Raw genomic sequence first — 25,957 nt, forward strand, 5'->3', positions numbered from 1 at the left:
AAATGCCTGACTATGACTATATCCGCGAAGGGGATGCGATCTACGAGCGCTCCTTTGCGATCATCCGCAGCGAAGCCGATCTCCAGCGTTTCCCTGAAGCCGAGGCCGATGTCGCCATCCGCATGATTCATGCCTGCGGATTGGTGGAAGCGGCAGAACATTTTCTCTTCTCTCCCGATTTCGTCGCATCCGCCCGCAAGGCGCTGACTGACGGTGCACCGATTTTCTGCGACGCAGAGATGGTCGCCCGCGGCGTCACCCGCGCCCGTCTGCCTGCCGCCAACGAAGTGATCTGCACCTTGCAGGACCCGCGGACGGCGGAGATCGCGAAGACCATTGGCAACACGCGCTCGGCCGCAGCCATGCATCTTTGGACGGATCGGCTGGCGGGCTCTGTCGTCGCTATCGGCAACGCGCCGACGGCCCTCTTCCACCTTCTCGAAATGCTGCGCGATGGCGCGCCGAAGCCGGCTGCCATCATCGGCATGCCCGTCGGTTTCGTCGGCGCGGCGGAATCGAAGGATGCGCTTGCCGAAAACTCCTACGGCGTTCCCTTTGCCATCGTGCGCGGCCGGCTGGGCGGCAGTGCCATGACGGCAGCCGCCCTCAATGCGCTTGCGAGGCCTGGTCTATGAGTGCGCCGTCCAATGGAAACCTGATCGGCGTCGGCACCGGTCCTGGCGATCCGGAACTGCTGACGGTCAAGGCCGTCAAGGCTCTCGACCGTGCCGATGTTGTCGCTTACTTCGCCAAGCAGGGTAGAGGTGGCAATGGGAAAGCCATCGTCGGCGATCTGCTGAAGGCGGACGTAACGCTGCTGCCGCTCTACTATCCGGTGACGACCGAGATCGACAAGGACGCGCCGGAATATCTCCGTCAGATCACCGCCTTCTATGACGCCTCGGCCGAGATGGTGGCGGCGCATCTTCGCGAAGGAAAGACGGTTGCCGTACTCAGCGAGGGCGATCCGCTCTTCTATGGCTCCTACATGCATCTGCATGTGCGCCTTGCCGATCGCTTCCCCACTGAAGTCATCCCGGGCGTGACCGCCATGTCCGGTTGCTGGTCTCTTGCAGGATTGCCGATGGTGCAGGGAGACGACATTCTCTCCGTGCTGCCAGGAACGATGGCGGAGGCCGAGCTAACCCGCAGATTGGGTGATACACAGGCTGCCGTGATCATGAAGGTCGGCCGCAATCTGCCCAAGATCCGCCGCGCGCTTGATGCCGCTGGCCGACTGGAGGAAGCGATCTATGTCGAGCGCGGCACGATGGCGAACGGCGCAATGACGCCGCTAGCCAGCCGCAACGATGCCGAAGCGCCCTATTTCTCCCTTGTGCTGGTTCCCGGCTGGGAAAGCCGGCCATGAGCGGACGTCTCTATGTAATCGGCACCGGCCCCGGCAATCCCCAGCAGACGACGCCGGAGGCGCTTGCTGCCGTCACGGATGCTCATGAATTTTACGGTTACGGCCCCTATCTCGACCGCCTGACGTTGCGCAGCGACCAGATCCGTCAGGCATCCGACAATCGCGAGGAGCTGGACCGCGCCAAGGTGGCGCTGCAGCGGGCGGCAGCCGGCGTCAATGTCTGCGTTGTTTCCGGCGGCGATCCCGGTGTTTTTGCCATGGCGGCCGCCGTTTGCGAGGCGATCGATCATGGTCCGGTTGAATGGCGGACGGTAGACCTTATCGTCGTGCCGGGTATCACGGCCATGCTTGCCGTTGCGGCCCGCATCGGCGCTCCCCTTGGGCACGATTTCTGCGCGATCTCGCTTTCGGACAATCTGAAACCCTGGCCGCTGATCGAGAGTCGCCTCCGCGCCGTTGCCGAAGCGGGCTTTGTGATCGCGCTCTACAATCCGATCAGCAAGGCGCGGCCCTGGCAGCTTGGCAAAGCCTTCGAGATCCTGCGCGCCGTGCTGCCCGGCGAAACACCTGCCATCTTCGGTCGGGCCGCCGGTCGTCCCGACGAGCGCATGACAGTGGCTCGGCTCGCCGATGCCGAGGCCTCGCAGGCGGATATGGCGACCTGCGTCATCATCGGCTCGGCCGAGACGCGCGTCATTGCCCGCGAAGGACGCCCCGATCTGGTCTATACGCCGCGCTTCATCAGGGAAGAGACGAAATGATCGATCCGATCGAGCGCAGCGTCTACCGTTTCGACCACCGGCAACCCGGCGGTATCCGCGCGCTCGACCATGATCACCTTGATTCCGAGCTGCCTTGCCGCCTCTATCTTCCCGTAGGTCGCGTCACCGCCGCTGTTCTTGGCGACGACCGCCTCGATTCCATGCCGTTGCAGCATCTCCAGCTCGTCCTCCAGGCGGAACGGACCGCGGCTGTGGATGTAGCTGACGTCAGGCACGGTCAGCGGCGGCTCGACGGGATCGACGCTGCGGACCCAGTAATGATGCTGCCGCGCCGCGTTCGCCTGATGCGCCTCCTGCCGGCCAGTCGCAAGGAAGACACGCAAAGGCTTGGCGCCAAGTGCAGCGATGGCTTGCGAAACGCTATGTACGGAAAGCCAGTCATCGCCTTCGACCGGCATCCACGCCGGACGGCGCAACGCAAAGGCCGCCACAGCGCATTGAACAGCCGCTTGCGCGGCATTGGCGGAAATGCGGGCCGCGAAGGGATGGGTGGCATCGATCACCAGATCGATCTTTTCATCGATGACATAGCGGGCAAGCCCCTCTGCGCCACCGAAACCGCCGCTGCGCACCGGAACGGGCTGCGGCGCCGGATCGGCGGTTCGTCCGGCAAGGGACAGAACAATGTCGAGATCAGTGCGCGGGGCAAGCGCCGCCGCCAGCGCTCGGGCCTCGGTCGTGCCGCCGAGGATCAGAATGCGGACCTTGCCCATGGCTGAGACACCTTCAGTTCAACGCTGGCTTACTCTTATCGGCATCGGCGAAGACGGTCCAGCCGGTGTCGGCGACGAGGCCAAACGGCAGATCGCTGACGCGCCGTCGGTCTTCGGTGGTGTACGCCACATCGAGTTGATGAGGTCACTGATAACAGGCGAAACCCATCAATGGCTTTCGCCATTCGAAAAATCCGTTGAAGCGGTTCTTGCCCGGCGCGGAGAACCGACAGTGGTTCTTGCCTCCGGCGATCCTTTTTTCTACGGCGTCGGCGCGACACTTTCGCGGCACATTCCGGCCGCTGAAATGACCGTTATCCCAGCACCCTCCTCCTTCAGCCTTGCCGCGTCGCGCCTCGGCTGGCCCCTGCAGGAGACGACGGTTCTGTCGCTCCATGGCCGGTCCATCGATCTGATCCGGCCGCACCTGCATTCGGGCCGCAAGATCCTGGCGCTGACATCCGATGGCAAAGGCCCCGCCGAATTGGCCGCCCTGCTGCGCAGCTCTGGTTTCGGTCCGTCAGAACTGACGGTTCTGGAAGCGCTTGGCGGTCCATACGAAAAAGTCTCCCGGGAAACTGCGGCTAGCTTTAGCCTCTCCGGCATCAACGATCTGAACATCTGCGGCGTCGAGGTCAAGGCGGAAGCCGGCGCGCGGATTTTGCCGCTAAGCGCAGGCCTCGCCGACGAGCTTTTTGAACATGACGGCCAGATCACCAAGCGGGAGATCCGCGCGATGACGCTATCCGCGCTGGCGCCACGTTATGGTGAGCTGCTCTGGGATATCGGTGCCGGCTCCGGCTCGATCGGCATCGAATGGATGCTGGCCGATCCGTCACTGCGCGTCATTGCCATTGAGGCTTCCGTTGAACGCGCCGCTCGAATCCGCCGAAACGCAGCGAATTTCGGTGTACCGGGCCTGACCGTTGTCGAAGGCGAGGCGCCGGCTGCTCTTACCGGCCTGCCGGCACCGGATGCGATCTTTATCGGCGGTGGCGGCAGCGATGCCGGCGTGCTGGAGGCCGCCATCGGCCAATTGAAAAGCGGCGGCAGGCTGGTCGCCAATGCCGTCACGACCGAAATGGAAGTCCTTCTGTTGGCCGAACAGGCACGCCGCGGCGGCTCGCTGATCCGTATCGACATTGCGCGCGCCGCACCTGTCGGCCGCATGACCGGCTGGCGGCCGGCCATGCCGGTGACGCAATGGTCTTGGATCAAGCCATAATTGAGAATGAGGTAGAGTGATGACAGTGCATTTCATTGGCGCAGGCCCAGGCGCCGCCGACCTGATCACGGTGCGCGGCCGCGACCTGATCGGCAAATGCCCGGTCTGCCTCTATGCCGGCTCGATTGTCTCGCCGGAACTGCTGCAATATTGCCCACCCGGCGCCCGCATCATCGATACGGCGCCGATGTCGCTTGACGAGATAGAGGCCGAATACCTGAAAGCCAATGCAGCGGGCGAGGATGTCGCGCGCCTGCATTCGGGCGATCTCTCGGTCTGGAGCGCGGTTGCCGAACAGATCCGCCGGCTGGAGCAGCATGGCATCGACTATACGCTGACCCCAGGCGTTCCCGCTTTCGCAGCCGCAGCTTCGGCGCTCGGCCGCGAACTGACCATACCAGCCCTCGCCCAAAGCCTAGTTCTGACCCGCGTTTCCGGTCGGGCCTCGCCGATGCCGAACAATGAGACGCTAGCGAAATTCGGCGCGACCGGCGCGACGCTCGCGATCCATCTGGCCATCCATGCACTCAAGGAAGTCGTCGAGGATCTGACGCCGCTTTATGGCGCGGACTGCCCGGTTGCGATCGTCGTCAAGGCATCCTGGCCCGATGAGCGGATTATCCGGGGCACGCTTGCCACGATTGAGGCAAAGGTAGCGGCGGAGCCGATCGAGCGCACCGCATTGATCTTCGTCGGCCCGTCGCTCGCCGCTAGTGATTTCCGCGAAAGCTCGCTCTACGATCCCACCTATCAGCGTCGTTTCCGTGGCCGCCAATAACGCCTGATACCGTTGCAAATCGCTTCGAAATTTCCTCTAGTCGATGTCAACCGCTGCGTGGAACGAGGATCAGGATATGCAACGCATAACCATCACCATCGACGACGATCTTTTGGAGACGATCGATAAGATCAGCGCGCAGCGCGGCTATGCCAGCCGCTCGGAAACCTTGCGCGATCTCGTGCGCGATGCCGTGACCCGCGCGCAGCCGACCATAGATGGCGAAGCGCGATGCTACGCGGCCCTTGCCTACGTCTATGAACACGAGACCCGCGACCTGTCGCGCCGGCTGACGACGGCGCAACACGATCACCACGATCTTTCAGTCTCGACGCTTCATGTTCATATCGATGGGCAAGATTGCCTCGAAGTCTCCGTGCTGAAGGGTAAGGTGGACGAGATAAAGACCTTTGCCGACAGCGTCGTGACGCAACGCGGCGTACGCTTCGGGAACTTGCACATCATTCCATCCGACAACGGCGCAGACCACCCCGAACCCCATTCGCATGACTGAGTGGACGGCAAGTTGCCCGCGGACTACCCAGTTAGAGCTGATGACTTAGGCTATACTCCTTGAGAGCGGCAACCAAAACCAGGCGGCTTCAACAGGGCCAGTGATGCCGGCGGCGGCCAGCATCGGCTTCAGCGCCGATCCGGGTCATGCCTTCCGGGCGGTAAGCACGGTCAAACCGAAGTTATTGCTCACCACATAAGATTCCGTCAGGCCTTGACGAAGGACGGCGAAACATAAATGTCTTCCCATCACGGCAAATGGGGGAAGCGATGAAGATACTCGGCATATCGGGCAGCCTGCGTAAAGGCTCCTTCAACACGGCCCTGCTGCACGCGGCCGTCGAATTGGCACCAAACGGCGTCGAGCTGATCGCCCGCACCATCCATGGCGTGCCGCTTTACGATGCCGATCTCGAGGCTGCGGATGGCATTCCGGAAAAAGTACAGGAACTCAAGGACCTCGCCATTTCAGCCGATGGGCTGATCCTGTTTACGCCGGAATACAACAATTCGCTTCCGGGCGTTTTCAAGAACGCAATCGACTGGATGAGCCGGCCCTCCACAGACATCGCTCAGGTTTTCGGCGGAAAGCCGATCGCCGTCCTCGGAGCTTCGCCGGGCAATTTCGGTACCATCCTCAGCCAGAACGCCTGGTTGACGGTGTTGCGCACGCTCGGCGCCGAAGCCTGGTTCGGCGGTCGGCTCATGGTGTCACGTGCCGGCAGTGTCTTTGATGCCGATGGCGCAATCGTCGACGAGAAAGTGAAGCACAATCTTGCGGCTTTCATCGATGGCTTCACGGCCTTCGTCGCGGATCGCAAAAAGGACTGATGCGTGGCTCTGCGGATGGACCGGACCGCAAACATGGAGCCTATGATTGAACCGATGAATGACCTAATGTGAATGTGGTGCCGGGTCCCGGCGCCTCCGGGGCCCCGCACATCTTCTTCCTTCGAAAGCCATGAAATCCAATAGTACCGGTTACGTCTTCACGCTGTTGGCAATCAGCATATTCGCCATACAGGACGGCATCTCCAAGCACCTTGTCAGCGCCTACCCGCCGCTTCTGGTGGCGATGATCCGCTATTGGGCTTTCATGCTTTTCGCCATCGCAATGGCTTCGCGCGCGCCTGGCGGCTTGCGGCGCAACGTCAGGACCAAACGCCCTGTCCTACAGATTGCCCGGGGCTTGCTGCTCGCCGCGCAGATCGTCGTCGCCATCTCGTCCTTCGTCGTCGTCGGCCTTGCCCATTCTCAGGCGATCTTTTCATCCGGTCCGCTGATGGTGGCCTTGCTGTCGATCCCCATCCTCGGCGAGAAGGTCGGCTGGCGGCGATGGCTGGCGATCTGTTTCGGTTTCTTCGGCGTGCTGTTGATCCTGAAGCCGGAAAGCGGCGTCTTCGATGCGCGCTTCCTGGTGCCGCTCTTCGGCGCATTGCTATTTTCGCTTTACGTCGTCCTGACACGCTATGTCAGCCGCGAAGACGGCGCCATGACCAGCTTTTTCTATACGGGTGTGGTGGGCGCGATCGCCATGACCTGCATCGGGCCGTTCTTCTGGACACCGCTTGCGCCCCATGACTGGATCTTCATGGGCATTCTTTGCCTGACCGGCGTTTCAAGCCATTATTTCCTCATCCGAGCCTACGATATGCTGGACGCGGTGGTGATCCAGCCGCTGACCTATCTGCAGCTCGTCTTTTCCGCCATTATCGGTGTCATGATATTCGGCGAAAAGTTGAGCGCGCCCATGATCTTAGGCGCGCTTATCGTTGTCGCGGCGGGCATATTCACGATCTGGCGCGAACATGCCCTGGCGAGAACCCGGCTCAAGACCGGCAAGAGACCGGCGGGCTAAGCATCCACCTGGGCGCGCGGCTGCACCTCGGTATAGTAGCTCACATATTTCTGCCGGTAGCGCTCCGTTCCGCCGAAATCGCTGTAGCGCGGCAGTTCCGACATGTCGGTCTTGTTGAGGATCACACCGAGGATGCGCGAGTTGATCTGCGGCTCCTGCTCGAGAACATCACGCACCAGATTGGTCGGCGTTGCGCCCCATTCGGTCACCAGCAGGAAGGCATCGACCTGCGGCGCGAAGGCCTTTGCGTCGATGACGGGACCAAGCGGCGCAAGATCGACGATGATGTAGTCGAACATCTTGCGGGCATTTTCCATCAGATGCTGCATGCCCTGCGAGGACAGAAGCTCGCTGGTGTGCAGCAGATGATCACGCACGGCGACCGGAAGAATGGCAAGCTTGGTGCGCGGGTCGACCTTCACGGCATTCGTCCAGGGCACCTCGCCAAGCACAGCCTCGATCAGGCCCGCCTGCGGCGGCGTCTTCAGCGTGCGGCTGAGGCCCGGATTGCGCAAGTCGGCGTCGATGAGAAGCGTGCGCTTACCGCTGCTCGCAAGCAGGGCGGCAAAATTGGCAGCCGTCGTTGACTTGCCTTCGCCCGGCAGTGCCGAGACGACGCCGATGACACGGTCGGCACGGCCTTGCAGCATCACGTCGCTGGCGAGTTTCGCATTCCTCAAGGTCTCGGCGAAGATCGAGCGCGGCGCTTCGACGGAGATGCGCATTATGCGCTCGAAGGCGACGCCGTTTTCTCCCTCTTCCGCCGTTATCGGCTCCGCTCCGGCATCGGCCCTGCGCGACTTCTTCTTGCTCTTGCTCTTGCTCTGCTGACCGAGCAGCGGCAGATAGCCCAGGAATTTCAAACCGAGAGCAGCCCGCACGTCGGCCTCGACGCGGAAGTAACGGTCGCGGAACTCCTGGAATGCAGCTACACCGCAGCCGACCATCAGACCGAGGATGACCGAGAGCGCCATGACGAGCGTCTTCTTCGGGCTGGACGGCGCAGTGGGCACGCCGGCCACCGAAATGACGCGAGCCTTGGCGATGGGGAACGAGCGCTGCTGGGTCGCCTGTTCGAAGCGGCCGAGATAGGACTCGTAAAGCGTCTTCAGCGCCGATGCCTTCTGGTTCAACTCATTCAGGTGAACCAGCGACTTGTTGGCCTCGGAATTCTTGCCGACGACCTTGTCGATGCTTTCGCGCAGCGATTCCGCCCGCGACTGAGCGACATCATACTCGTTCTTGTAGCTGGCGGTGAGCTGCTGAAGGACCTGATAGATCTGCCGGGTGATGTCCTGCCGCTCGGCCTTGAGCGCCACGGCCTGCGGATGATCGGCGCCGAAATTCTGCGTGACATCCTGTTCGCGCTTTTCGACGGCGAGATAGCGCGTCTTTAGATCCTGCAGCACCGAATTGTCGGTCGAGCTCGACGAGATGGTCGCGTTCTTGACGGCGTTATCAGGGCCTTGGTCAATGATCGACTTATACTGATTGTAGCGGGCGGCGGCGCTGGCCGTGTCGGCCTGGGCGATGATCAGCTGCTTGTTGAGGTCGGAAATCTGCTGTTCCGACATCAGTTCGCCGCCGGTTGACGTCAGGCCATTGTCCGCCTTGTATTTCTCGACTTCCAGCGAAGCCTCCTGAGCGCGCTGGCGCAAGTCGTTCAAGCGTTCCTGTAACCAGACGGAAGCGCGTTCGGTTGCGTCGAAATTGGCGTTCAGCTGGTCGGTCAGATAAGCGTCGGCATAAGCGCTCGTAACCTTGGCGGCGAGACGCTTGTCCGTCGAACTGAAGGAGACGGCTACGACCGAGCTTCGCGTGACGCGCTCGACCTTCAGATTATCCTGCAGAACGGCAGCAACCTTCTGGCGCTGGGCTTCCCGCTGTTCCTCGGGCGTCATAGGTGGGCGGCCAGGTGTGAAGACGCTGACGATCAGGCTAACGCCGGATTTGAGCAAGGCCGCCGGAGATACGGGCGGATTGAGCAAGGTATTGTTGTCCGCGAGGCCCGCCGTGTCGACGACACGCAACGCCATCTCGTTCGATTTGAGGATTTCGACCGCACTGGCGATCTCCATGTCCGCCTGCTGGCTGCTTGCCGCCGGCGGCTGATCCTCGGCATATTTCGTCATGGTTTCGTCGAGCAATATCTGCGTCATCGACGTATAGCTCGAGGTGGCCGTCAACAGATAGACGACGGCCAGGATGACAAAGGCGGCCACGGCGAAAATGATGGTGCGGATGCGCCGGACCACGACGGCCATCAGCCGGTCGAGATCGATAAAGCTATCCTGCGACTCCGCTTGCGGAAGAGCGCTGTGGAAAGTGAAGTTCTTCTGATGCATGGCGACCACCTTGTCGGAGAAGCCCGAATGAACAATAGCCATGGCCCGCGGCCTTACCGGCCGCAGGCCACAATGTGAACAGGCTTAAGCGGCGGTCATCTGCGCTTCGTGCGAGACGACCATGTTGCGGATCGAGTCATAGACCAAGCTGCCGATATCGGAGCGAGCGAGCGCGAAGGCGACGTTCGCTTCGATGAAGCCGTGCTTGGACCCGCAGTCGAACGTGCGTCCGTTATAGACCTGGGCATGGAAGGTCTGCGTCTCGGAAAGGCGCAGCATGCCGTCGGTCAGCTGGATCTCATTGCCGGCGCCGCGCTCCTGACGGGCCAGAATGTCGAAAATCTCGGGCTGCAGAATATAACGGCCATTGAGGTAAAAGTTTGAAGGCGCCTCGGACGGATGCGGCTTCTCGACCATTTTGGTCACGGCGAAGCCATGGCGCACGGACTCGCCCTTGCCGATAATGCCGTATTTCGAGGTTTCTTCCGGAGCGCATTCCTCGACAGCGACGATGTTGCCGCCGGTCTCATTATAGAGGTCCATCAAGCCGGCCATGCAGCCGCGAATGCCGTAGCAGAGCATGTCAGGCAGAAGCAGCGCGAATGGCTCGTTGCCGATCAGATCGCGGGCACACCAGACAGCGTGGCCGAGGCCGAGCGGAGCCTGCTGGCGGGTGAAGCTGACAGCGCCCGGCCGCGGCAGGAGGCGTTCCAGCTCGCTGACCTGGTGGCTCTTGCCTGCCCTTTGCAGCGAAGAAATCAGCTCCGGCGTGTCGTCGAAATGGTCTTCGATCGCCGACTTGTTGCGGCTGGTGACGAAGACGATGTGCTCGATGCCGGCTTCGATGGCTTCATCGACGGCATATTGCACGACCGGACGATCGACGATCGTCAGCATCTCCTTTGGCATCGCCTTGGTGGCGGGCAGGAAGCGCGTTCCATTGCCGGCAACCGGGATGACTGCTTTTCTCACACGACGTTTGGGGTCCATGGCTCTATCCTTTGTTAGAGTGAGGGCCTGCGCCCATGTTGGGCAGGGGGGAGGAAAGTTGGGAGGTAGGCGACGGCTGGCGACCGCTCCGCAGAGATGCGGCCAACCGACGAAAACGCGCAAAGATCGGCATGCTGAGATGGCGCACCGCCCGCGGGTTGAGGCATGCGATCTTGAGCATCGCCTGCAATTCACGTTCCTTGATGCTGTCGACCAGCTTCAGGAACGCGATGACGTCCTTCAGATTGCGCGTGCGTCGCCGCTGTGCGGCAAGGGCAGCAGCCCCGAAGGGATGTTCGGCGAAGAATCTGGTATCTGCGGCAAGCATGGCTTCGACATGGTCTTGCCTGAGAACACGCGAGATCGATCCATCGCGAATGTAATACAAGTAGCCTACGGTCGGCTCGACGACGCAGAGGCCGCCACGAGCGAGCGCGGAAGCCAGGAAAATGTAATCCTCGCCAATCCGCAGGGTTTCATCGAAGCGCAGGCGATGCTTCTCGACGAAGGCTCGCTCGAAGACCGGCTTCATATAGCCGAAATTGTGCTCGGACTGGAAAATCATGTTGGAGGCGATGAACTTTGCCAGCGTCAGCGTCGGCATGCGTGCCAGCATCGCCTCGGGGAACATCGGCAGCATCGTGCCCACGTCCTCGCGGATGACGTCGAGATTGTCGACCGCGATCTGCGCCTCGGCCTTTTCCGCCCTGGCGATCAGGCGGGCCATGCGGTCCGGACGCAGGGCATCATCAGAATCGAGCACGGCCACCCAGCGACCCCGGGCCGCATCGAGCCCGGCATTGCGGGCAGCGCCCGGGCCACCATTGCGGGCCATGGCGACGAGTCGTACGCGCGGATCGGGATGGTTGCTGGCGATCTCGCGCGTGCCGTCCGTCGAGCAATCGTCGACGACGATGACTTCCATGCTGACGGCACCTTGCGCCAGCGCGCTGTCAATGGCGCGCTCGAGCGTTTCCTCGGCATTATAGGCAGCAATGACGAAGCTGACATCGGGGATGAAATCCGTCATTGCGGTGCCTTCTCCAGATTTCCGTATTGTTCTATTTCGCGAACTCCGAAGAGGCCGCTGACGACGCCGGCATGCATGATGCCGCGCAGGCCATAGCGATGGCGCTTGATGGGCGATGCCGAGAGCAACGCCGCGGCAACAAAGCAATAGGCAGATTTCGTGCCTGCAAGCGCGATCGCGCGCCAGCGCCCGAAGCCACCCCTGGCTTCCAGCAGCATGCGACCATGCGTCTGTCCCATGCGATACCGGCGCTTCGAGAGCCAAGAGACGGTTGCCCGACCGTTGGGAACGGGTTCGTAGACCAGCGCATCCGCGGCATAGGCGATCCTGCCGCCCGCCTTGTGCATATGGGTGAAGAACTCGGTATCTTCGCCGCCGCTGCGCCCGAGGGCGATATTGAAACGCCGCCCGGCAAGCGAAGGCGCGCCGCGGCGCAGCAATACATTGCAGGTGTAGCCGGTCAGGATTTCTCCCGCGACCCAGACCGGCAGAGTCGAATGGAAATCGCCCTGCTGCATCCATGCCGGAGCGACATTCGCGTAAACCGCCTGCACGGGGCCGAGAACGGCGTCGGCGCCGGTCGTGTCGGCCATGATGAGCATTTCCGTCAGCCAGTCTTCCGAAGCAGTCTCGTCATCATCGATGAAGGCAAGGAAATCGCCGCTTGCATGATCGAGGCAGGCATTGCGGGCAATCGAGATGTTCGATGCCGGGCAATGGACATAGACGATCTCGAAGGGTACGGCCGAACGCATGGCGTCGACACGGCCCCGCGCGCTCGGCGTCACATCATTGTCGGCGACGATGATCCGGATGACCGCACCTGTGGGGACGTTGAGCACGGCAAGCGACAGCAGCGTCTGATCGAGCTCTGCCCGCCGATAGGTGCAGACCGCTATGTCGATCTTAATGGGGCGTCGATGGACTTGTGTCATGACGCGACCCTGCGATTGCGAAAGCTGAAAACTTCCATCCAGAAGCCCATGGACCAAGCGAAATGCATGACCATGGCGGAAATTGCGGCCAGGGGGCCGTAGGGGTTCTTCTGGCCGAGAGCGATCCAGAAACCGTAGGCGATGCAGGCCACAGCCCACAGACCAACCGGAATAACCGCAATCCAGTTAAGGACCGCCAGGAAGGCACCGATGAAAATCGGCACGACCGCAAGCGGCAGCATCTGGCGCAGGCTCGGCATGCTGCGATGCTTGAGAATATTGCGCGCGCGGCCACGGCCATAACCGAGATATTGCTTGAAGAGCGTCGGGACGCTGGAGCGCGGATAGTAGGTCATGGCAGTCTTGTCCGTCAGCCAGATCCGATACCCCGCCTTGTTCAGCCGATAATCCAGCTCGGCATCCTCATTATGGCTGAAGGTTTCGTCGTAGCCGCCGACGGCACGGAAGGCGGCAACGCGCATCAGCGCATGATGCCCATGCTCCGCCCAATGGCCCTTGGCTCCTTCGCGATGTTTGGAGCCGCCATTGCCGAGCTTGGAGTTCTGCGCGACGGCCGTTGCCTTCTGGAAGGCGCTGAAACCCATGGTGCGCATAGCAACGACGACGGAATCCGCGCCCGTCGCACCGGCCTCTTGCACCAGCGTCTGGCAGTAATCGTCGGGATAATCGCCATGGGCGTCAATGCGGATGAAATACTCATGATCGTCGCCGAACGTCTCGATGGCGAGATTGATCGCTGCGCTCTGCAGCCGCTTCGGATTGTCGAGCAACAGAACGCGGGGATCTCTTACAGCTATATCCCGGACGATCTCGCGCGTGCGATCGGTGCTGCCGCCATCAGCCACTACGATCCTGGCGTCGAGTTCGTCCAGAGCCTGCCCGAGTTTGGCGATCAGCGGCTCGATATGCTTTTCCTCGTTGAGGCAAGGAATAACGATTATGCAGCGCATGTCCCCAGAGCTTTCAGTCGTCATTGCAATCCACCTCTATTGCGATGCAGTTGTGGGAGGGCCTGTACTTCGGCAATCTGCTCATTGGCGTGCGTCAGCGACGCCAGCCGCTGCACCAGCCCCTGACAGTCGGCGCGATCCATCATCCATTGCTTGCGATCCTGGGAAGCCACCGCCTCGAAGGCGTCGAGATAACGCCTCATGTCCATCTCACCCAAAAGCGCCGTCAGATGTTCGGCATCAGCCTGGTCGAGCGTAAGCCCGATCTTTCGGCTGGCAAGAAATCTTGCCGTCTCCGTATCCTTGATCGCAATCGGCACAGCGCCATAAAGACCGCCTTCATAGAGGCGGTTCGGCAGCAGCCAGTTGGAGTTCAAGCCTTCTTCGAAAAAATCGATCGCCCAGGAGAATTGGACTTCGCCATAGATCGCCGAAAGATCCTCGGGATTCTTGTAGGCGCCGGCAAAATGCATGAAGGGTGCATCGCGGACGGTGCGATCGAAGTCCTCGAACTCGGAGTAGGCCGGGCGACCCCGCAGGACGATCTCGAAACGGCCCTCCATCCGCCGCGAGAATTGATCGAGCAAGGCCAAGGACTTGCGGCAGCGAAGAGCGCCGAACCAGCCTATCTTCCAGGGCTTGCCCGCAGCCGGCGGTCTTGCTGTCGATGCGATGGCGCGCGCCGCAGGTTCAAGCGCCAGCACCTTGTTTTCGAGCAGCATGACCGGCACATGCAGCCCGGAGCGCGGGCGGAAATAACGTTCGATGAAGGCTGGCGAACTGGTCACCAGCAATGCCGCCTGCGAACCGAAATGGCGTTCCGCACTGCGAAGCGCGCTGCCCACGACATCGTCGCGCAGCAATAGCCGGTGGATATCGAGGCATTCATAGACAACAGGCATATCGCCGCCAAAAATGGACTTGGCGCGATGGGCCAGCGCCAGCATTTCGAGATTGCGGCCGATGATGATGTCCGGCCTTGCGACCGAGCGCAGCGCACCACGCAGTTTCGCCGCCGATTTGGCCACCGCCGCGATGCGCTGCGCAAACTGGGCGTCCCGCGTCTTGCCGAGCTCGATCGGCTCGACACCCTGGATGGCAGCCAGCGCATTGTCATCGCGCCGGAACCCCGCGAGCGTCACGAGTGCCCCGCCGGCCTGCAGCATCAGCACCCGCCTGCGCACAGCCGGGTCGGCAAGATCATGGACGAAATACAGTATATGCAGCATCAAAATTTCCGCTTTTGCGCCCGGCCACGACCGGGCGCCTTGTGTGGTTGGTGTTGCATGGTGGCATTGCAACCGACCGCGCGAGATGCCACGCGGCCGGCCATGTTCAATCGAGCTTGCAGGTGATCGATTCCGGGAACAGGCACTTCTCTCCCGGCGCAGTGAAGGCGACGCGCTTGATCTCCATGGTTGCCGGCTCGCCGCTATAGGCGAACTTGCCCATCCAGCCGCTGAGCGTATCGGTGCCCCAGAGACTGAAGAAGATCTTCTGCGCGTTCGTCGGTATCTTCGAAGGATCGGTGACTTCCTGAACGAGCTTGCCGTTCACGTAGTAGCGCAGACGATCCTTTTCCCAGACGAAGGCATAATCGTTGAAGTCCTGGTCGGCGCCACCTGCAACCGGCACCAGCTTTTCGTTGCCGCCCTTGGCGGAAATATATTGGTTGACCTGAACTTGGCCGGGATTCTTCCCGAGCACTTCGAAATCGATCTCGTCATGCGGCTTCTTGTCGGTGGGACCGATATAGGTGAAGAAGGCTGAGTTGAGGCCAGGCCCCTTGGCTGTGCGATAACGCGCCTCGTAGGTGCCGTATCCATAGCGTTTCATCGTCTGGATTTCGCCACAAGCATAATTGCGATCGCCAGTCTTGGACTGGGTGAACTGCAGTTGCAGCGTCCCATCCTTGACGTTCACCTGTTTCCGCGACCAGGTGCAATTCTGATAAGCTCCATTGTTCCAGCCATCGGAAATATACCAGCGGCTGGTATCCAAACGTTCGAAATTGTCGACGAATGACTGGCCGGTTGCCTGATCATCCTGGGCAGACACGGCCTGTGGCAGGAAGCACGCGCTCAGGAGAGCGATTGAGACAAGACCAAGTCTTTGCATGTAACTTCTTTTCGATGTCGTCATGGCATCACCTTTGCTTCGAACGCACTTGCCGACCTTCGGCGGCGCGGTTCTGGACAGCACGGATTCCGGTTTGCGGGCGTACCCGGCTGCCAGTCAGCAGGTTGTGGAAGCTTGGCAGGGCGTAGCGCGCCATGCCGTTGGTCAAGGGCAGCAGCAGTAAGGCAAGCGCTGCCGCCAAAAGATAGAAAATCGGATAGAGTTCGCTGCCGCCGCGGTTCCAAAGAACCCATAGACAGAAGAGCAACGGATAATGGGCGCAAAAAATCCAGAAGCTGAGGCTGCCCGTTCCCGCCAGACCCATCCCGATCCGGCTGCGGATGAAGATTGCCGATACTGCCCAGAACCCGGGAATGCCCACCAACACCATCAGATTGCGACAAACCTCGAGCCACAACGGCAATCCAGGCCCTGTCATATAGGCAGCCGTGGCCAGAAGCGCGGCAAGCGCAATGAAGGCGGGCGCGATCAGGGCGGCATAGCGATCTATGAGCGTCACGTCGATACGATGGAGGCTCAGGTAGATTCCAAAGCTGAAACTGAAGAGGATCGAGTTCCGCAACACTATCCCGATAGATATTGGCCATGCCGCCAGCAAGAGCAGAAAGATCAACGTCGGTAACGGAGCACGACGAATAAGAAAAGCCAGCACCGGCGACAGCAAAATGCAAACAAAAAGATCGCGCAGGAAATAGAGCGGCAGATTTATCGGTTCGCCATCGATAGCGAGCAGGAGATTCGATATCGTGTACGGATTAGCCTCCGACAGATCCGGCAGGTATCCATCTCCGATACCATAATACTGAAGAAGAAGTACGAAGAGGAAGAACGCGCTATTCCACAACAGGAACGGCAGAATAATTGTCTTTGTCTTCCGGCTAATGGTCTCTGTATAGCTCTGCGGTGCCTTTCCATTTCGAAACAGCAAGTATCCGGAGATTACGCTCAGGCAGGGAACACCTACACGGAACAAGCTGTCACGCAGGAACACTCGCAGCCAATCGAAAAAGCCATAGGCGCCGTTGAATGGGCTGCTATGCGGATCGAACGGTATATGAACAAAGATTATGCCCGAGATGAGCACGATACGCATGAGGTTTATCCGCGAAGATACGTTGGCAGTCACATTCACGATGTCTGTCACCCCTTCTTCGTGCTGCATCCCCCCTTGCAGCCATTTCAAACAGAGCACAGCAGAGCTCGCAGACTTAACCTAGGGCGCTCTTTGGAAAGGGAATATGGCACCGCAGCAAAAATGAGTAAAAAATCATATGCGGACCAGTGCTGAAAACACCGGTCTGCATGCCTTTGAGCATGGAATAATCGATTTGAATTGGAGAAAAGCTCTGCTGCGAAAGGCACTTAGACGCCCGCGCGAACTTTCGATGCCGGCTTCCGAGGAAGAGTTCGACCCGTCTTGTTTTTTTACTGGAAGGTGAAGATTTTTTGCAGCGCAGCAGAGTTTGGTAGGCGAACCATGACCAAAATGCGACAGCATTTCAATCCATGTGAGAAAAGCGGCTTACGTCGCTCCCCTCATGGGTGCATAAATGTAAGATCATGGCGCGCAATGTGTCACAATGATCCCTCGCGAGATGGTCTGGGATCCCACGGCGGGATGGTCTGGATGCCGTCGCGCTGGGATAAAGTTTCAGAAAATCTCGTTTCTCAACATTGCTCGACACCGATTGGACGCTACCTGTTGGCGTCACAACGACCTCCGTTATGGGTCAATCGGCCGGAAAATTGCCGCGGATGCCGTTGGAAAGCCAATGATCATGCCCTCGGGGATGAGACCGCAAGCCCCTGAATCAAAACCGTAAAGGCGGGAAAATGGCGTCTATCACAATTGTTATTCCGTTCTATCAGAAGCAAACCGGCGTTCTGCTGCGCGCGTTGAAATCAATATCCCGGCAGACATTTCAGGATTTCGACATCCTCATCGTCGACGATGCATCGCCGCTTCCGGCGGAAGACGAGCTGCAGTCGCTGAGCAATGAAGAAAGAAAACGCATTCGTGTGATCCGTCAGACCAACGCGGGTCCCGGCGGGGCCCGGAATACCGGCCTTAACAGCGTGCCAGCTGAGAGCCGGTTCGTGGCCTTTCTGGATTCCGATGACGAATGGGCACCGGAACATCTCAGCAACGCCTTCGGAACGCTGACCCATTACAATGCAGATTGCTACTGGGACTCCATCGATGGCGGCAAGGAGTTCTATTATCATTTCAGCATCGCCGAACTCGGAAAGTCGGCCGATACGATACGATTGTCGGACAGGCCCGCCGTCGTCGAAATTCCGAACATTGCCAGCGTCATGCTGCAGGATTGGAGCTTTTTGCATATGTCCTGCATGGTGATCGGGCGGCCGCTCTTCGAAAAGATCCGTTTCGAGCCGTCATTGCGGCTGGCGGCAGAGGACGTCTTGTTCTTCTGCGACTGCGTTCTCGCAGCCAAGCGGGTATTGCTATGTGAAAATGCCGGTGCACTGCGTGGCGAAGGCGTGAATATCTTCCACAGCATCGATAACGATTCCCCCGAATTCCTGCGTCAGCAATTCAACACGTGGACGGCGCTCAACACGCTGGAACAGAGATTTTCGCGGCGGCCTCAGGATGTCGAGTCCATCCGCCTCTATAAAAATCGCGCCCGGCGGCAGGCGCTCTGGAGCCAGGCGCGGCAGGTGCGGCAGCGGCGTCTGCCGCAATTTGGACTGCTGGCAAAATGGGCCTTGCGCGACCCGGCGATTTTACAAAGCGTCATGCAGCTTGCCGTCGGCAAACTCGCGCCCTAGATTTTGCAGCGCAGCATGAGCTGCGCATGCCGCATCGAAGAGCCACGGCGTGCCCCGCTATCGTTTGGATCAGCAAGGAGTCCTGTATGAAGCCGTTCCACTGGGAATCCACCCATGGCAATTTCGGTGATGATCTCAATCTCTGGCTCTGGGATTTCCTACTTCCCGGCCTTCGCGATGTTCACAAGGAAACACTGCTGGTCGGCGTCGGAACCGTCCTCAACACAGAGATCCTGCCCGACGAGGGACGCAAGCTCGTCATCGGCAGCGGCTTCGGCTATGGTTCCCTTCCCGACATGCGCGACACATCGCAATGGGACATTCGCAGCGTACGCGGCCCGCTGACAGCGGAAAAGGCTGGCCTGCCTGCCACAATGGGCATTGTCGACCCCGCCGTCCTGGTGACGGAAATGCCCGAGTTCCAGAGCATTTCGAAAAACGGCAAGCGCACCTTCATTCCGCATTGGGAATCGGCTGCCGCTGGTCTCTGGCCTGAAATCTGCAAGACCGTGGGCCTTTCCTATCTCGATCCCCGCGGCGAGGCAAAGGCCGTGATCCGCGAAATTGCCGCCTCAGAAATGATCGTTGCGGAGTCCATGCATGGCGCCATCCTTGCCGATGCTTTCCGCGTTCCATGGATTGCAGTCAGCTCCTCGCGCTCCATCAACAGCTTCAAATGGAACGACTGGGCGCGCTCGCTCGGCGTCACCTATCAGCCGAAGCACATCCCCGTTTCGACCCGCGCCGAGGCGATCGCCAAGGGCGCGAAGTTCTGGGGAGTCGGCTTCGAACGCAGCAAGCTGGCAGCAGACGAGCTCGGAAAACAGCGCTACGGGGAAAACGTGATGCTTGCCGATCCCGAGCAGACTACGCTGCGCATCATGGCAAAGCAGGCACTTGCCATGCCTTCCGCCCTGGCTCTGTGGCAGGCAAGCAAGGCGAGGCCGCAGCTGAGCAAGGATAGCGCGCTCGCCGCCTGCAAGGAGCGCCTCCTCAATGTGGTCGAAGGCGTTCGCCGCGATTATCTGTAAGCCGCGATACCGCTATTTCGGAGCGGCCTGCAGAAGATAGCGCAGGCCGTTCGCACCGGCATGGGCAATGGGCGCACCGCTCCGCTTGCGGAAGCGCTCGGTCTTATCGGCCAGAATGCCGCCGGCAATCGCCGGGACGGCGAAGGGATGCGAAAGCGCATAGATCGCAGCAGACAAGAGCCCCGATTGCGACTTGATGTCTAGGAAATGCCTGAGCTCGTAGCGATCGCGGATATGCTGCTCATGACGGCGGATTACCGCAGCATCTTCCGAAGAAAGCCCGCCCTTGGCAAGAATGGTCCGGTCAGCCTCATAGAGACGACGCAAATCCTCCGTCCTGTGCCGGCCGCTCAGGGAATCGCTGCGCACCACGGCGCCGTAACCGCAGCTATGGATGACCTTGTAACGTGCACGCTTCGCCAGCGCGCGGACGTAAAGGTCATAGTCCTCGCCGAGGCGCAGCGCCTCATTGTAGCGCAGGCCATGCGCATCTAGAAAGGAACGCCGCATCAAGGGCTTCAGGAAGCCGATCTCGCCGCGGCGCACGCCTCGCTTGGAAATATTGCCCTCGACGAAAGCAGCAAGATCAAGAAACCGCGGCTTCGCATCGAAATGATCGAGCCGTGCATGCGCGTCAGGAACGGTGTCGGCACTGACGAAGGCGATGTTGTCGGCGACGAAATCCCAATCGTCAGCGGCAAGCAGCGCAGCAAAACGCCCCGGAAAGAAGAAATCGTCGGCATCGAGAATGCCGATCAGCGGAGCCTTGGATATGTCGATCGCGTGGTTTCGTGCTGCGGCGGGACCACGGTTCTTCTCGAATTCCTGGATCGTCAGTCTGCCGCTGCCGTCATCGGCCTTGGCCGCCGCGGCAGCGGTCCCATCCGTCGAACCGTCGTCGATGACGACGACTTCCGCCACTTCGGGCTCGCGAAGGGCCGAGGCAACGGCCAGCCCGATGGTGTCGCTGGCATTCTTTGCGGCAATGATTACGCAGACACTTTTTTCTGCACTGTCGATCACGTCAGCCTCCAATGGTTCAGGCGGAGACTTAGGACATGGCGCCGATCCGGCAACTACCGGATCATCAAAAGATCTAATCGTCTAGCCGGTTCAGGGGTTGAACGGTTCCGAACGCTTTAAACTGGAGGCGGACAGACCGGCGACCTTGCTGTCCTCCTGGGCCGATGACGGCACCTTATCTTCGCTCGACAGGGCTTCATGCGCCTTGCGCTCTTTCCAGACAAGGTAGAGCACACCCAGGAAATAACCGACCTGCAGAAGGACGGCACAGATGACCGTTTCGATCAGGGTGGTCGAAAGCGAGTTCGTCAGGAAATATGTTGCGATGGCAAATACGATCAGCGTGCCCAGCATGCTGATGAAAACGCGGGGCGCATACATAATCTTACCCCGCCCGCTCGACCATCAAATGAAAAACGATCAAGGTCTTTCCTCCCTTATCAGACCTAAGTCTTAAATATATTTTATGATTCATTGAGATTCAACCAAGTTACCCAGATCCGTTGCGATTTGAGACGACCCTAACGCCGGGCCTGTTAAAACTACACCTCGATTATAATTACAATTGAATTTGTTCATCTTTCTCTTTGCAATTATATGGAGATGTAATGAAATAATGCAATTTTTACGAAGCATGAGGTCAGCCGCGCCTCCATCGTTTCATCGTCAATCCAATCAACTTTTATTACAAAGTCCTGAAAAATCCGATCTCAGTATGTGCGCTGCAAAATATTGCTGCAGCGCAATATATCTCATGAAGAAATCGGGATAGCATATAGCTGAAGGGAAACCAAACACAGGCTATCGAAGCCAATGATAATGAACAACTTACCGTTCGATGCCTATAACATCCTTAGAAATCGTCGACTATGACGCGGCAGAGCTGTCAACCGTGACATTATACGCAACACGATACAGTACAACCCATCTATAGTTGATCACTAAATTAAACCAATTCACCATCGGTGCGGTAATTCTATACCGCCATGCCATATCGCTACAAAAGTTTGGCTTAAAAAGTCCAAATCGGAACCTACACTCCGATCATCCCGGCTCTAATTACGCGTCCGAGAATTTCCGACCAATCGTCAACATGAATGGAGTTTTCTCTATGAAGTCTGCGACGAGATCGGCCACATCGGCTTTTTTCAGCGCCGCGGAAAGCGACGTCTTTCCGCCCACTGGTGGAGTACTGAAGCGCGTTTTCGACGTCTCTACCGCTATGCTCGCTTTGGTTCTCATCAGCCCGCTCTTTCTGATGCTGATGCTGCTGGTAAAACTTACAGACCGCGGCCCCGCTTTCTACGGTCATCGCCGTATCGGCCATAACGGCAAGACCTTCCGTTGCCTGAAGTTCCGCACCATGGTCGTCGATGGCGACAAGGTGCTGCATGCCTACCTGCAGGCCAATCCGAAGGCAATGGAAGAGTGGCGCGCAACGCGCAAACTGCAGAACGACCCCCGTGTCACCACCGTCGGGGCCGTCCTGCGCAAGCTCAGCCTCGACGAGCTGCCGCAGCTCATCAACATCATCCGCGGCGAAATGAGCGTCGTCGGACCACGCCCGGTCGTGGAAGACGAGCTCGAACGCTACGAGACCGCGGCAATCTACTATTTGCAGTCCCGTCCGGGCCTGACCGGTCTGTGGCAGGTCAGCGGCCGCAACGACGTCTCCTATGAAAGCCGTGTCGCCTTCGACACGCATTATGTGAAGAACTGGTCGCTCAGCAGCGACATGGTGATCATCGCCAAAACCATTCCTGCAGTCTGCCTCTCGCGCGGCAGCTATTGATGATGACTGACAGATACCGCGGGAGGTTTCCTGCGGTTCTCCCGCGTCTTGCGGGTTGCCTACCAATAACAGGGAAGATCCTGCATGATTGAATTTCGGCCTTCCAAGAGGCTTGTACGCGTCAATACATCGCTACGCTGCGCAACTATCGTTGCTCTCAGCCTTTGCGTAGCTTCCGTCTCGGCCTCGGCCGAAAACCTTCCCGGATATCATCTGGGCGTCATGGACAAGCTGCATGTGCGCGTCGCCGAATGGCAGACCGCCGAAGGCACGGTTCGTGACTGGTCCACCATTTCGGGCGATTATACGGTCGGCCCTTCCGGCTCGATATCCATTCCCTTCATCGGGGACATGCCCGCAGTCGGCAAGACCACGGATCAGATCGCCGAAGCCATCGGCCTCGGGCTGCAGAAGCAGTTCGGCCTGCGTGATCGCCCATCGGCTTCAGTTGAAATGTCGCAGTTCCGACCGATCTACCTTTCAGGGGAAGTGCAGAATCCGGGTGAATATCCGTTCGTACCCAACCTGACCGTGCTGAAAGCCGTAAGCCTCGGCGGCGGCATGCGCCGTGCCGATGCCGGACAGCGCTTTGCGCGCGATTTCATCAATGCCAAGGGCGACGCCGTCGTCTACATGGCGGAGCGCAGCCGCCTGCTGATGCGCAAGGCGCGGCTGCTGGCCGAATTGGCTGGCAAGGATGACATCGATGTGCCGCCAGAGCTCAAGCAATTGCCCCAAACGGCAAGTCTGCTCGCAAGCGAGAAAGCGCTGATGGACACGCGCGCCAAGCGCATGACGACGCAGCTAAAATCACTGGAAGATCTGAAGGCGCTCCTACAGAACGAAGTCGAGGCGCTTTCGAAAAAGAACGACACGCAGAGCCGCCAGCTCGATCTGGCCAAGGCCGATCGCGACAAAGTCGAAAGCCTGACGGAACGCGGCCTGGAGCTTGCCTCCCGCAGGATCTCCGCTGAACAGCGCGCCTCCGATCTGGAAGCGACGCTTCTCGATACGGAAACCGCGTCCCTGAAAGCCAAACAGGATATCAACAAGGCCAACCAGGACGAGATCACTCTGCACAACGACTGGCAGAGCTCGTTGGCCCAGGACATGCAGGATACCGACACGCAGCTGGAAACGCTGCAGCTGAAACTGTCGACCAGCCAATCGCTCATGCAGGAAGCCGTGGCCCAATCCGCCGACGCCAGCAACCTCGATCCAAGCGGACCGGGTGTCAGCATCTCCTACACCATCATTCGTGACGAAAACGGCCAGTCGAAGGAAATTCAGGCTCAGGAGAACACGCAGGTACTGCCGGGCGACCTAATCAAGGTCACTACCGGCCTTGCCATCCGATAGGAAAGTCGATGCGGATAGCCAAATCGATCTTTGTGCGTCCAGGCAGCAACGCCACCTACGGAGCGGTGGCGATTGCTCTCTCCTTCTTCGTATTTGCCTATTCCTCCCGCTTCGGCCAGCCCTCGATTCTGCTGTACTATGCCCTCTGGTTTCCGCTCGTCATGATCGATTACCGGAACGTGCTCGGCAGCTATAATAGACAGCTCTGGCTCTTCGCATTCGGCGTTTTCACCTGCCTTTCGATTTTCTGGTCGGTCGTGCCCTCCGTGACGGCGCGCGCGGCGATCCAGTACATGACGCATATCTTCTGCGCCTTGGTCGCCATGCGCACGCTCGATATCCGCACGCTGACGCGCGGCGCGATCGCGGGCACCGCCATCGTGCTCATCTATTCGATATTGTTCGGCTATTACGCCTATGATCCGATCGACGGAAGCTACAGCTTCGTCGGCGCCTTCGATTCCAAGAACCAGCTCGGCTTTTATGCCTCGCTCGGCATCTATTTCGCCTTCGCAGCCGTCTTCGTCCTTGGCGAACGTCGGATCTGGATGCTGGGTGCAGGATTTGCCGGCCTGCTGTCCGCCTATTGCCTCCATGCTTCGGCATCGGCAACATCGGTGCTGACGACGGGACTGGTCGTAGTGTTATGCATAAGCCTGCGCGTCATCCTGTATCTGTCTCCCAAGCAGCGTAAAAGGCTGTTTGTGACAGCGGCCGTCTCCGGCGTCATCCTCGCGGTTGCCGGCGTCTATCTCGGTGCGGTCGATCTTGTTCTCGGTGCGTTTGGCAAGGATTCCACGCTTACCGGGCGTACCTATCTTTGGCAGCAGGGCATCGCGGCCGCACAGCAGAATCCTTTCTTCGGCGTCGGCTATCAAGCTTATTGGGTCCAGGGTTTCTCCGAGCCCGAGCGACTGTGGGATGAGTTCTTTATCGCCTCCCGCGCTGGCTTCCATTTCCATAATACCTATATCGAAACTACGGTCGAAACCGGACTCGTCGGCGTCTTCCTGCTCGCCTCGATCCTGCTGACGGCTTTCATCGGCCATATCAGCCGCTTTCTGAGCGACATCAGAAACGATGAATCCTACATCCTTCTGGGTGTCGCGACCCTGTTGCTGATCCGCTCTTTCGTCGAGATCGATATTCTCAATCCGTACCATGTCGGGTCCTTCCTGTTTTACTTCACAGCAGGAAAGCTTTCCATGCGAGCGCGCATGCCGGCGAACATGCCATTGCGAACGGATGAGCAGATACCATTCGCGCCGCCTGTCAACTGGGAGCCGCGAACGGGCCAATGAAGACACTCTACGGCATTCAATATCTCCGTGCCTTTGCAGCGCTCGCGGTAGTGTTCTTTCACGCAGCCGAGCGCAGCGGCGGCCATTTCCGCATCGGCGCCGCTGGCGTCGACGTCTTCTTCGTCATCAGCGGATTCATCATGTGGACCATGAGCGAGCGTCGACCGGTGACGCCGCTGCGCTTTGCGCTCGACCGGCTGCAGCGCATCGCGCCATCCTACTGGATCGTGACCGCCATCATGATTGCCGGCGCCGCCATCGGCCTGTTTCCGAACATGAAGCTGACGGCAGGTCATATCCTCGGTTCGCTGCTGTTCATTCCTGTCCGCTCGCCAAGCACGAGCGGTGATGAGATCTGGCCGGTTCTGGTGCAGGGATGGACGCTGAATTTCGAAATGTTCTTCTACGTCATCTTCGCGGCCTGCTTGTTCCTGCCGCAACGGCTGCGGCTTGCCAGCATGACGGCGATCTTCCTCGCCTTTGTCCTTGCCGGCGGCATCATCGCCTCACAGTCCCCGCTGCTTTTGACCTATACGCGGCCGATCATCCTGGAATTCGTCGCCGGCGCAATCCTCGGACGCCTCTGGCTATCCGGACACGTGCCGGGGGCGGGCCTCGGTCTTGCCCTGATCGCCGTCGCATTGTCGGGCTTTGCTGCGATCCAGATTCTCGGCCTGGACTTCAACGAGGTGACCTGCGGACCCCTCGCTGTTGCCCTCGTACTCGGCATGGTGTCGGTGGAACGCAGCGGCAAGTTGCCCTCCATCCCGCTCCTTACCTATCTCGGCAACAGCTCCTATTCGATCTACCTCTGGCACACATTGGCCATTTCGGTGGTCGTCAAGCTGATGGCGCGGATGCAGATACCCTCCGACGCCATCACCTTCGTCGCCGTCATCAGCGGCACCATTCTCGGCATCTGCGCCTACGAAGCTGTCGAAAAGCCGCTGCGCAATCTGCTGAGAAACCTGAGCTGGCAAAGATCGCGCCCTTCGCCGGCCTGAGGCCCG

25 protein-coding genes are annotated in these 25,957 nt (G+C 59.5%); 14 read left to right on the forward strand and 11 right to left on the reverse strand.

The annotated features are described in order from the left end of the window. Window positions 1-2: 2 nt before the first annotated feature. Genes JJQ51_RS11965 through JJQ51_RS11975 form a run of 3 tightly spaced genes read left to right on the forward strand, consistent with a single transcriptional unit; the run spans window position 3 to window position 2,130 of the window. Window positions 3-635, forward strand: coding sequence for a precorrin-8X methylmutase (locus tag JJQ51_RS11965; RefSeq protein ID WP_152093185.1), 633 nt, complete (start codon window positions 3-5; stop codon window positions 633-635). Beyond that, on the forward strand, window positions 632-1,369 hold the full coding sequence (locus JJQ51_RS11970; protein WP_152093184.1) for a precorrin-2 C(20)-methyltransferase: 738 nt from the start codon (window positions 632-634) through the stop codon (window positions 1,367-1,369). The genes JJQ51_RS11965 and JJQ51_RS11970 overlap by 4 nt, the downstream gene beginning before the upstream one ends. Beyond that, the gene (locus tag JJQ51_RS11975) at window positions 1,366-2,130 is read left to right on the forward strand and encodes a precorrin-3B C(17)-methyltransferase (RefSeq protein WP_113389337.1); all 765 of its coding nucleotides are present in this window, start codon (window positions 1,366-1,368) and stop codon (window positions 2,128-2,130) included. Before JJQ51_RS11970 ends, JJQ51_RS11975 begins: the two co-directional genes overlap by 4 nt. Here JJQ51_RS11975 and JJQ51_RS11980 read toward each other — a convergent pair. Beyond that, the gene (locus tag JJQ51_RS11980) at window positions 2,094-2,864 is read right to left on the reverse strand and encodes a cobalt-precorrin-6A reductase (protein ID WP_113389336.1); all 771 of its coding nucleotides are present in this window, start codon (window positions 2,862-2,864) and stop codon (window positions 2,094-2,096) included. The two genes, JJQ51_RS11975 and JJQ51_RS11980, sit on opposite strands and share 37 nt — an antisense overlap. Here JJQ51_RS11980 and cbiE point away from each other — a divergent pair. The 5 genes from cbiE to JJQ51_RS12005 all read left to right on the forward strand — a co-directional run bounded on the left by cbiE (window position 2,848) and on the right by JJQ51_RS12005 (window position 7,238). Further along, the gene (gene cbiE / locus JJQ51_RS11985; protein ID WP_113501176.1) at window positions 2,848-4,089 is read left to right on the forward strand and encodes a precorrin-6y C5,15-methyltransferase (decarboxylating) subunit CbiE; all 1,242 of its coding nucleotides are present in this window, start codon (window positions 2,848-2,850) and stop codon (window positions 4,087-4,089) included. The two genes, JJQ51_RS11980 and cbiE, sit on opposite strands and share 17 nt — an antisense overlap. 19 nt (window positions 4,090-4,108) lie before the next feature. Beyond that, window positions 4,109-4,867, forward strand: coding sequence for a precorrin-4 C(11)-methyltransferase (cobM, locus tag JJQ51_RS11990; RefSeq protein WP_113329635.1), 759 nt, complete (start codon window positions 4,109-4,111; stop codon window positions 4,865-4,867). Between the two features lie 76 nt (window positions 4,868-4,943). Continuing rightward, window positions 4,944-5,381 carry a nickel-responsive transcriptional regulator NikR gene (gene nikR / locus JJQ51_RS11995; protein WP_113329634.1) on the forward strand — a complete coding sequence of 146 codons (438 nt, stop codon included), beginning with the start codon at window positions 4,944-4,946 and terminating at the stop codon, window positions 5,379-5,381. Between the two features lie 269 nt (window positions 5,382-5,650). Then, window positions 5,651-6,211 carry an NADPH-dependent FMN reductase gene (locus tag JJQ51_RS12000; protein WP_113389411.1) on the forward strand — a complete coding sequence of 187 codons (561 nt, stop codon included), beginning with the start codon at window positions 5,651-5,653 and terminating at the stop codon, window positions 6,209-6,211. Window positions 6,212-6,341: 130 nt separating this feature from the next. After that, window positions 6,342-7,238: a DMT family transporter gene (locus JJQ51_RS12005; protein ID WP_113329632.1), complete on the forward strand. Its 897-nt coding sequence runs from the start codon at window positions 6,342-6,344 to the stop codon at window positions 7,236-7,238. Here JJQ51_RS12005 and JJQ51_RS12010 read toward each other — a convergent pair. From JJQ51_RS12010 to JJQ51_RS12045, 8 genes are all read right to left on the reverse strand, one after another. Then, window positions 7,235-9,583 carry a polysaccharide biosynthesis tyrosine autokinase gene (locus JJQ51_RS12010; RefSeq protein WP_113351040.1) on the reverse strand — a complete coding sequence of 783 codons (2,349 nt, stop codon included), beginning with the start codon at window positions 9,581-9,583 and terminating at the stop codon, window positions 7,235-7,237. The genes JJQ51_RS12005 and JJQ51_RS12010 overlap by 4 nt on opposite strands. Before the next feature lie 84 nt (window positions 9,584-9,667). Then, the gene (galU, locus tag JJQ51_RS12015) at window positions 9,668-10,573 is read right to left on the reverse strand and encodes a UTP--glucose-1-phosphate uridylyltransferase GalU (RefSeq protein ID WP_069610329.1); all 906 of its coding nucleotides are present in this window, start codon (window positions 10,571-10,573) and stop codon (window positions 9,668-9,670) included. A gap of 4 nt (window positions 10,574-10,577) precedes the next feature. Beyond that, window positions 10,578-11,603 carry a glycosyltransferase family 2 protein gene (locus JJQ51_RS12020; protein WP_113350604.1) on the reverse strand — a complete coding sequence of 342 codons (1,026 nt, stop codon included), beginning with the start codon at window positions 11,601-11,603 and terminating at the stop codon, window positions 10,578-10,580. Then, on the reverse strand, window positions 11,600-12,538 hold the full coding sequence (locus tag JJQ51_RS12025; protein WP_095437072.1) for a glycosyltransferase: 939 nt from the start codon (window positions 12,536-12,538) through the stop codon (window positions 11,600-11,602). Before JJQ51_RS12025 ends, JJQ51_RS12020 begins: the two co-directional genes overlap by 4 nt. After that, window positions 12,535-13,533 carry a glycosyltransferase family 2 protein gene (locus tag JJQ51_RS12030; protein ID WP_112723370.1) on the reverse strand — a complete coding sequence of 333 codons (999 nt, stop codon included), beginning with the start codon at window positions 13,531-13,533 and terminating at the stop codon, window positions 12,535-12,537. The genes JJQ51_RS12025 and JJQ51_RS12030 overlap by 4 nt, the downstream gene beginning before the upstream one ends. Beyond that, complete coding sequence (locus tag JJQ51_RS12035) at window positions 13,530-14,738, reverse strand: glycosyltransferase family 4 protein (RefSeq protein ID WP_145633967.1); 1,209 nt, start codon at window positions 14,736-14,738, stop codon at window positions 13,530-13,532. Before JJQ51_RS12035 ends, JJQ51_RS12030 begins: the two co-directional genes overlap by 4 nt. Before the next feature lie 106 nt (window positions 14,739-14,844). Further along, window positions 14,845-15,651 carry a glycoside hydrolase family 16 protein gene (locus tag JJQ51_RS12040; protein WP_145633965.1) on the reverse strand — a complete coding sequence of 269 codons (807 nt, stop codon included), beginning with the start codon at window positions 15,649-15,651 and terminating at the stop codon, window positions 14,845-14,847. Between the two features lie 4 nt (window positions 15,652-15,655). Next, complete coding sequence (locus JJQ51_RS12045; protein ID WP_233788569.1) at window positions 15,656-16,741, reverse strand: acyltransferase family protein; 1,086 nt, start codon at window positions 16,739-16,741, stop codon at window positions 15,656-15,658. 740 nt (window positions 16,742-17,481) lie between these two features. On the opposite strand from JJQ51_RS12045, the gene JJQ51_RS12050 reads away from it, so the two are divergent. After that, the gene (locus tag JJQ51_RS12050) at window positions 17,482-18,441 is read left to right on the forward strand and encodes a glycosyltransferase family 2 protein (protein ID WP_113329627.1); all 960 of its coding nucleotides are present in this window, start codon (window positions 17,482-17,484) and stop codon (window positions 18,439-18,441) included. An 86-nt stretch (window positions 18,442-18,527) separates the two neighbouring features. Then, window positions 18,528-19,472: a polysaccharide pyruvyl transferase family protein gene (locus JJQ51_RS12055; RefSeq protein ID WP_145633963.1), complete on the forward strand. Its 945-nt coding sequence runs from the start codon at window positions 18,528-18,530 to the stop codon at window positions 19,470-19,472. Between the two features lie 12 nt (window positions 19,473-19,484). On the opposite strand, the gene JJQ51_RS12060 is transcribed toward JJQ51_RS12055, so the two are convergent. Together JJQ51_RS12060 and JJQ51_RS12065 are read right to left on the reverse strand one after the other, a co-directional pair. Continuing rightward, window positions 19,485-20,495: a glycosyltransferase family 2 protein gene (locus JJQ51_RS12060; protein WP_113350607.1), complete on the reverse strand. Its 1,011-nt coding sequence runs from the start codon at window positions 20,493-20,495 to the stop codon at window positions 19,485-19,487. 90 nt (window positions 20,496-20,585) lie between these two features. Next, complete coding sequence (locus JJQ51_RS12065) at window positions 20,586-20,876, reverse strand: exopolysaccharide production repressor protein (protein WP_113350608.1); 291 nt, start codon at window positions 20,874-20,876, stop codon at window positions 20,586-20,588. Window positions 20,877-21,606: 730 nt separating this feature from the next. Here JJQ51_RS12065 and JJQ51_RS12070 point away from each other — a divergent pair. The 4 genes from JJQ51_RS12070 to JJQ51_RS12085 all read left to right on the forward strand — a co-directional run bounded on the left by JJQ51_RS12070 (window position 21,607) and on the right by JJQ51_RS12085 (window position 25,951). After that, a complete protein-coding gene (locus JJQ51_RS12070; protein ID WP_095437080.1) occupies window positions 21,607-22,287 on the forward strand; it encodes a sugar transferase in 681 nt (226 codons plus the stop codon). 84 nt (window positions 22,288-22,371) lie between these two features. Then, a complete protein-coding gene (locus tag JJQ51_RS12075) occupies window positions 22,372-23,646 on the forward strand; it encodes a polysaccharide biosynthesis/export family protein (protein WP_113329624.1) in 1,275 nt (424 codons plus the stop codon). Between the two features lie 8 nt (window positions 23,647-23,654). After that, a complete protein-coding gene (locus JJQ51_RS12080) occupies window positions 23,655-24,947 on the forward strand; it encodes an O-antigen ligase family protein (protein WP_113350609.1) in 1,293 nt (430 codons plus the stop codon). Continuing rightward, window positions 24,944-25,951 carry an acyltransferase family protein gene (locus JJQ51_RS12085; RefSeq protein WP_113329622.1) on the forward strand — a complete coding sequence of 336 codons (1,008 nt, stop codon included), beginning with the start codon at window positions 24,944-24,946 and terminating at the stop codon, window positions 25,949-25,951. The genes JJQ51_RS12080 and JJQ51_RS12085 overlap by 4 nt, the downstream gene beginning before the upstream one ends. Window positions 25,952-25,957 lie beyond the last annotated feature (6 nt).

The organism is Rhizobium sp. AG207R, from assembly GCF_027109195.1.
Classification (GTDB): Bacteria; Pseudomonadota; Alphaproteobacteria; order Rhizobiales; family Rhizobiaceae; genus Rhizobium; species Rhizobium dioscoreae.